Origin of the sequence: Pseudoflavonifractor sp. AF19-9AC (genome assembly GCF_003478995.1) — a bacterium.
Classification (GTDB): Bacteria; Bacillota; Clostridia; order Oscillospirales; family Oscillospiraceae; genus Lawsonibacter.
This window is the reverse complement of record NZ_QUGI01000001.1, coordinates 597121-604610: the sequence shown is the minus strand read 5'-3', so window position 1 is coordinate 604610 and position 7490 is coordinate 597121. Positions and strand designations below refer to the sequence as shown.

The window sequence follows — 7490 nt, the reverse complement described above, 5'->3', positions numbered from 1 at the left end:
AGCGCCATAGGTTTGCAACCTATGGCGCTCGATTGTTTCTAAGGCAAAAATTTAAACTTCAAGCTTTAGCTGTTTTGTCTCTTTAAGCGCTTGTTCAACAATGCTTTCCTGTCCCAATGCATCGTAATGCTCTTTTAGGCGATCTCGTAGCCGAAACAATTTCCTGCTTGCAGTGTCCACAAGTTGGCCATAAGTAACAGCGTGAATTCGACCGCTTGTGGTTTCCTTTTCGGGATCTATATCTCCAAGTTTTGCCCCAACCACATAGGCGTCAATCGTTGCGGAACTATGTAGTACCGCTGATTTTCGAATTTGTCTAACATAATACTCTACTTGGCTAACTTCTTGTTCAGTAATTTCAAACCCGCCTCGTTTCACCTCTACAATCAAGATTTGGTCTGGTTTCATTATTTCTCCAGCAGTAAGATCTATTCGATCAGTACATACTGCTTTTAACGAAAATTGTTTGAGGCAAATAATATCCGGTCTGCGTCTTGGATTGCTTATTTCATCCAAGTCATAATCTTCCTCTTTAAATAAGTTCTTAACAACAGTAGTTAATGCTGAATTGGATACAAACATTGGAGAATCAAACTGGGCGCCAAAAAGCCATCTTGCATTAAGAATAAGTGGATGCAGTGTGTGCAGTTCCTCCGTGGTTTTATCATCATAGATGCGTTGGATTGCTTCAATAACCACAATGCGCTTATCAATCTCTCCGATTACTGTAGCAATATCATCTACATCCCAGGAAGTTAATATATCTGTGAGCTTGTCGATCTGATCCGGCGTCATCTGTCCCAATTGGCTGAGAAGCAATTCACCTTTTTTGGCCCGTTCTATAGAAATCATGGCTTCGACAGCGCTGTGAAGGTAGTCTGGTGTAATTATAGGATTTTCATCGGTTACCTTTTCAATAAATGCTGAAATGTTTCTTTGACCAGTAATGTTCAGAGTTTCCAATTCGTCTCTTACATCTTTTATTACATCCAACCGGACTTCATTAAGATGATCTTTCATCACTGATTTAATAAATTCATCAACTTCAGATTTAATACAGCGATAAACACTTTCCATATTGGGTGAACTAATAAATCCGCTCCAATCAGGAAGAACATCATCAATTAAATCATCTGATTTTATAATGATTGTGTATCGTTTGGCGGCTTTCAATCTACCATCAAGAAAAGTCGTTTTCCCGTATGTCCAAGAAGGTTGCCCGACTAAGCGCCCTGAAATCCAAAATGCTATACCGTGTTGTTGAGATTTTGCTGCTGTTTTTTCTGAATCAATGACGGTCATTGATAGAGTAGCGTTTGTTGATGTTAAAAAGTCTTTTGAAAAAACAATTCCTTTATGGCGGGACAGGTCAATGCATTTCCCATTTATTTTTACAATGAATTTAGGGTCATACAAAAAGCGCGCAGATAGTATATCCGTCATTGCAGTTGCATTTGGCAGATGTCTACTCACAAAGGTACTTATTCTTGTGCCATGCCCTGCTTTATCACAAGTAGTGTGCCTAATTATTTTGAATGGAGCATCACCCTGAGAGATGACAATATCATAGGTATTACACTTTCCATCTTTCCAGGTTTCAACAGTATAATTATCTGCAAAACAGAGCATTCCATGTCGACCGATACCATTTCGGCCATATGCAATTCTCTTTGAACTTTCAACATCAGCAGGGAATTCTACTTCTTTGCCTTGCCGCTTTTGGCGATCATAATTCAGTGTCATCCACCTGCTATGAAACTCTTCATCTGTCATACCCACGCCATCGTCTTCAACAACTATTTTTTCATGTTCTTCATATGGAATGGTAATTTCCACATTATGTGCGCCTGCATCCCAAGCATTAGCAACAAACTCTGTCAATGCAATATCACTATTGGAGGTAATAGATCTGTTGTTCCGAAAAATGTAGTTTTCTTCAAAAGAAACGGCACTCTTATTATCCATTTGTCCTCCCTCTATCGCAAATAGTACAATTTAATACAGTATACCTTATCATAGAATTGTTTTCAAGAATACCGCCCCTAAATTCTAATGAGAGTAAAAATTCGTTTGCGAGCAACAGAATTAAGTTAATAAAATAGCTTTGCGTTGGATTTTTATGCCATAGGAAAATTCTATGGTGCTTTTTTATGCCAAAAATCATCCCGAAATGATTCCAAAATCCAATGTTTTTTCTTCTATAGTCAGCCAAAAGGTCGCCGCCCATAGTTTTCTCCCTCCGGGGTATCCGGGCGGCATAGAGGGCTACTTTTCCCCAAAAACAAGCACTTTTTCAGACCACCGAAAGGAGGTGATAAAATGGCGGTATTTCGGATCGAGAAAACTCGCGACTACACGGTGATGTCCAACCACCACCTGCGCAACGCAGGGCTGTCGCTGAAATCCAAAGGGTTGCTCTCCATGATACTGTTTTTGCCGGAGGATTGGAACTACATCACCAGAAGCCCATCCAAAATCTGCAAGGATGGCACGGACAGAATCGGTTCCGTTCTAAAGGCGCTGGAGCGAGCTGGGTACATAGTCTGCAACCGTATGCGGGACAGTAAAGATAAGATCATGGATGGGGAGTATGTTATCTATAAGACGCCCCATCCCCCGGACACGGGCCAGCCGTGTGAAGACGAGCCGGATACGGCTTGTCCAGATACTGAAACCCCGGATATGGATAACCCATAGGATAACCCATATCTGGAAAGAGGTGATGCAAGTGCAGGAAGAAACCGCTCTGTATACAGTTTCCCCCTGTTTGATTTTTATAACGACTCGATAATTGAGGGAATCATTTTAATCTGTAATAGCAAATGTTCTTCCCAGTACCCTCCCGTTTCAGTTCGCCGGATGCCACCAATTTCCGCAGCGCCCCTTCGATGGAGCTGATACTGAGTGAAGGGCACAATTCCCGAATGTCCTGCTTCGTAAACCGGCCGATTTTCTCCATGGTCGCCCGGCGCACAGTCTCCAGGGCAGGGAGTTTGGTCTCCACCAGAGCAAAGCGATCTTCAAAATCCTTGTAGGCGGAAAGAATGGTCCCCAGCAGATACTTGATGAACGGAACCACATCTTCGGTGCCTTCATGCCATCCGATCTGCGCCTGACCCAGGACATCATAATAGATATCCTTGTTTTTTGCAATCTTGGCCTCCAGTGAGATATATTTGCCTACATAGAACCCGCTGCGGTAGAGCAGCAACGTGGTCAGCAGGCGGCTCATTCTGCCGTTTCCGTCGTTGAAGGGATGAATGCAAAGAAAGTCGTGGATGAACACGGGAATAACAATCAGCGGCTCCACTTCCATGTTCCCAATGACCCGGTTGTATTCCTCGCAGATTCTGTCCAGGGCCTCCGGCGTTTCATAGGGAGCCAGTGGCGTAAACAAGGTCTCCACATGGCCGTCGGGATAGGTGGCGCTGATGTAGTTCTGCACGCTTTTGGTCCTGCCCGCCATGGGATTGTTCATGTGGCTGTAGAGGATCTTGTGGAGCTGCAGGATGTAGTTCTGGGTGATGGGGATGGCGTCAAAGTTCTCGTGGATGAGGTTCAGCACGTCCCGATAACCTGCAATCTCCTGTTCGTCCCGGTTTCTCGGCGTTGTTTTCTCCTCCACAAGCTGCCGGATACGGGTGTTTGTGGTCACGATGCCCTCAATGGCATTAGATGCCTCGGTGCTCTGCACCTTTGCGATCTCTACCAGTTTCTCCAATTCCTCTGGCCGCTGTTTCAGGTACAGTTCCTGCTTTCCGGCTTCTTTATAGATCGCCGCAATCAGGCCCAAAATCTCCGAGTCCCACTTCTGCTCCCGGATCGCAGAGTAGTTGAATACACGCATACCCTTATCCTCCCTTCATTTCCTTAAATTTTACCATAGAATAAGGGAAAATTCAACTCTAGGAGGAACCTTTCCCTTATCAGTATATCAGTTTTAAGGGATACTATACGTCTGTAAGGGAAATCAATCCTGTTTCCCCCATAGGTCTGCTGCTATAACGCTTTTCATGCCCCACAGCCTTTTGAACTCAATAATCGCTCCGATTCTCCACTGCCGCAATCTTCCGATGGAGGTCCAGCAACTCCTGTTTCATCTGTTCTCCGGTCAATTCCCCTCGGACCCACTTCTCTGACAGGAACTTTGCATCCGCAGAAACCGGTACACCCTTGATCGCGTTGATCGCATCTGCGGTTTTGACGGCCGCAAGCCTTTTATGGAAATTCTCTCTCATTGTTTGTTCAACTCCATATCGTAATAGCAGAACGGGACCGCCAGCGTACCGGCGGTCCCGTGTCTTTTCATCAAAGGTTTTCAAATTGTAGTAAAATTGTTGTAACTGTAGTAAACACGACTACTCAAAAACCTAGATTTTATGCGGGTTTGCGGGCCGTCCGTCAGTCCAAAGGCTTCATCGTGGGGAACAGAATGACCTCCCGGATGGAATCGGAGTTGGTCAGCAGCATGACGCAGCGGTCGATGCCGATACCCAGGCCGCCCGTGGGAGGCATGCCGTACTCCAGAGCGGTGAGGAAGTCCTCGTCCATCATGCCGGCCTCGTCATCGCCCTTATCCCGCAGCTCCACCTGCTTCTGGAAGCGCTGGCGCTGGTCAATGGGGTCGTTGAGCTCGGAGAAGGCGTTGCCCATCTCGCTGTGGCAGATGAACAGCTCGAAGCGCTCGGTGAGGCGGGGATCGCTGGGAGAGCGCTTGGCCAGGGGGGACACGTCCACAGGGTGCATGGTGATGAAGGTGGGCTGAATGAGCTTCTCCTCCACCTTCTGGTCAAAGCACTCGTAGAGGGCATTGCCCCAGGTCTTATCGGCGGTCTCAGGCAGCTCCACGCCGATGGACTTGGCAGCGGCCACGGCCTCCTCGTCGGAGGTGATAGCCATAAAGTCGATGCCGCAGTACTTCTTGACCGCCTCGTGCATGGGCATGCGGGGCCAGCCGGGGGTCAGGTCGATCTTCTCGCCCTGCCACTCCACCTGGTAGGTGCCCAGAATCTTCATGGCGGCGGAGGACAGCAAATCCTCGAAGAGGTCCATCATGTCGTTGAAATCGGCATAGGCCTGATAGAGCTCGATGGTGGTAAACTCAGGGTTGTGCTTGGGGTCCATACCTTCGTTGCGGAAGATACGGCCGATCTCATACACCCGGTCCATACCGCCCACGATGAGCCGCTTCAGGGGCAGCTCGGTGGCGATGCGCATATACATGTCGATGTCCAGGGTGTTGTGATGGGTGATAAAGGGCCGGGCAGTGGCGCCGCCGGAGATGGTGTTCAGAACGGGGGTCTCCACCTCCATGAAGCCGCGGCCGTCCATGAAGTCCCGGACGTGCTTGATGAACTGGGAGCGGATGATGAAGTTGCGCTTCACCTCCGGGTTGACGATCAGGTCCACATAGCGCTGACGGTACCGAAGCTCGGTGTTGGTCAGACCGTGGAACTTCTCAGGCAGGGGCAGCAGGGACTTGGAGAGCAGAGTCACCTGCTCCACCCGCACGGACATCTCGCCCCGCTGGGTGCGGAACACCACGCCCTTGACCCCCACAATGTCGCCGATGTCGTACTTCTTAAAGCGGTTATACTCCTCCTCATCCATCTCGTCCTTCCGGGCATAGAGCTGGATGCGGCCGGATTTGTCCTGCAGGTCGCAGAAGGACACCTTGCCCATGCCCCGCTTGGACATGAGACGGCCGGCAATGGAGACGGGGCTCCCTTCCAGGGCGTCAAAATTTTCCTTGATGTTGGCGGAGTCATTATCCACCACATACCGGGTAATCTGGAACGGATCGCTGCCGTTCTCCTGCAGCTCCTTCAGCTTGTCCCGGCGGATCTGCAGCAGCTGGGACAGATTCTGCTCCTGAGCCGCAGGCTGTTGATTCTTCTCGGCCATGTTGACCACTCCTATCTCTCTCGGCCACGTGGCCGTCATAATCTTCTTGGTGAACTCAGCGCTCTACCTTGAGCACCTGATATTCAATGGGGCCGGCAGGGGCATCCACAGTGACCTGGTCCCCGGGATTCTTACCCAGCAGAGCCTTGCCAAAGGGGGAGTCCTCGGAAATGGCTCCGTTCATGGGATCGGCCTCCTGAGAGCCCACAATCTTGTAGGTCTGCTCCTCATTAAACTCCTTGTCCAGAACGGTGACGGTGGAGCCCAGACGGACATAGTCTCCAGTCTGCTCCTCCTCGTCAATGACCACATAGTTGGAGAGGATTTCCTCCAGCTCGGCCATACGGGAGTAGAGCTTGCCCTGCTCATTCTTAGCCTCATCGTACTCACTGTTCTCGCTCAGGTCGCCGAAGGAACGGGCCTCCTTAATGAGCTCAGCCACTTCCTTCTCACGAACCGTCTTCAGGTAATTCATTTCATCCTGCAGCTCCTTCAGACGCTGAGGACTCAATTTATACTCCTTCGCCATGATTGCCTGCACACCTTTCCAAAAATATGCCTAGGCCCTGCCCAGGCGTTCCATCCAAATTCACTGCGGCCGCCAGTGCTGTTTCCATGGGCCGCCTGCAGACCGGTATCCGAAAAATTTGCCGTAAATCTGCATTTGAACAAAGCAGATCTGCCCTGAAAGATTTCCTTTCAAGGCTCACCGCTTTGTTCAGTAGGAATTATTATAGGTTTTCCTACTTATTCTGTCAAGTAGTCAGGTAATTTTTATCCCATCCGGGGGAAGCCGCCCTTCTTCCCACAGAGCAGCCATCAGCGGAAGCCGCTCCCGGTCCTCCCGGTCCAGCCTTGGGGCGGAAACCACCAGTCCAGCCAGGCTGGGGCTAGCCCCATAGAGAGTCAGGGACATCCCCCTCGCCCTCTCCTCTGCCTCCTCCAAATGTTCTTTGCCGCTGAAGCCCAGGGACACCGGTGATGGCTCCTCCGGTGGGAGCACCGGAATTCCAAATTCCTGCCGCAGCCAGTCTGCCAGCTCCCTCCCTCCTCTGGGCACGTCGATCACCAGACGCCGAACCCGGGGGCACAGCTCCACCGCTGCCCGGACCAGTTCCCGGTCCACCCGTCCGCCCTGCAGCGCAACCACTGAGCGGTCCGGTGCGAGCCCCTGCCGCTCCAGTGCACCCAGGGCCAACGAAGCTCCCTGAGCCCGGAGGAACGCCAGAGGGCTGACTGCGCCCAGGCCGCAGGCCTGCATCAGGTCCCACTGCTGAAATCCAGCCGGCGTCAAAATCCGCATTGCCCCGCCCCGGCGGAGGGCCCGTCCGGCTTTCCGCAGCCTGTGCTGGCCCAGCCAGCCCTCCGGGTCCGCGCCGACTCTCAGCACTGTCAATCCGTATAGCTGTGCACGTTCTGCTTTTCCCCCGCCTCTCTCGTTTAAAACCAGCTGACCCAGCATTCCTTTGCCTCCCGCATCATGGCCTTCCCGTGCGAATCCTGGCACACGGTATCTCCAATCTATGCCGGTAGTGCTATTCCCTATGCACGGCAAAACAAAGAGGACCTGGCATACACCAGGTCCT

At 50.6% G+C, this 7490-nt stretch carries 6 protein-coding genes and 1 pseudogene; 1 reads left to right on the top strand and 6 read right to left on the bottom strand.

All coding sequences use genetic code 11. The features are described 5' to 3' along the window. Window positions 1-51: 51 nt before the first annotated feature. The gene (locus DWX58_RS02875) at window positions 52-1965 is read right to left on the bottom strand and encodes an ATP-binding protein (RefSeq protein WP_118641484.1); all 1914 of its coding nucleotides are present in this window, start codon (window positions 1963-1965) and stop codon (window positions 52-54) included. A gap of 354 nt (window positions 1966-2319) precedes the next feature. On the opposite strand from DWX58_RS02875, the pseudogene DWX58_RS02870 reads away from it, so the two are divergent. Further along, a pseudogene (locus DWX58_RS02870) lies at window positions 2320-2694 on the top strand (helix-turn-helix domain-containing protein); the annotation flags it as partial. A gap of 106 nt (window positions 2695-2800) precedes the next feature. Here DWX58_RS02870 and DWX58_RS02865 read toward each other — a convergent pair. From DWX58_RS02865 to DWX58_RS02845, 5 genes are all read right to left on the bottom strand, one after another. Continuing rightward, complete coding sequence (locus DWX58_RS02865; RefSeq protein ID WP_118641483.1) at window positions 2801-3847, bottom strand: Fic family protein; 1047 nt, start codon at window positions 3845-3847, stop codon at window positions 2801-2803. A gap of 187 nt (window positions 3848-4034) precedes the next feature. Beyond that, complete coding sequence (locus DWX58_RS02860; RefSeq protein WP_118641482.1) at window positions 4035-4238, bottom strand: antitoxin VbhA family protein; 204 nt, start codon at window positions 4236-4238, stop codon at window positions 4035-4037. A gap of 163 nt (window positions 4239-4401) precedes the next feature. After that, a complete protein-coding gene (lysS, locus tag DWX58_RS02855; protein ID WP_118641481.1) occupies window positions 4402-5904 on the bottom strand; it encodes a lysine--tRNA ligase in 1503 nt (500 codons plus the stop codon). A gap of 55 nt (window positions 5905-5959) precedes the next feature. Continuing rightward, window positions 5960-6433 (bottom strand): transcription elongation factor GreA, encoded by a 474-nt coding sequence (gene greA / locus DWX58_RS02850; RefSeq protein ID WP_118641480.1) that lies wholly within the window; start codon window positions 6431-6433, stop codon window positions 5960-5962. Between the two features lie 234 nt (window positions 6434-6667). Beyond that, window positions 6668-7300 carry a hypothetical protein gene (locus DWX58_RS02845; protein WP_147382225.1) on the bottom strand — a complete coding sequence of 211 codons (633 nt, stop codon included), beginning with the start codon at window positions 7298-7300 and terminating at the stop codon, window positions 6668-6670. Window positions 7301-7490 lie beyond the last annotated feature (190 nt).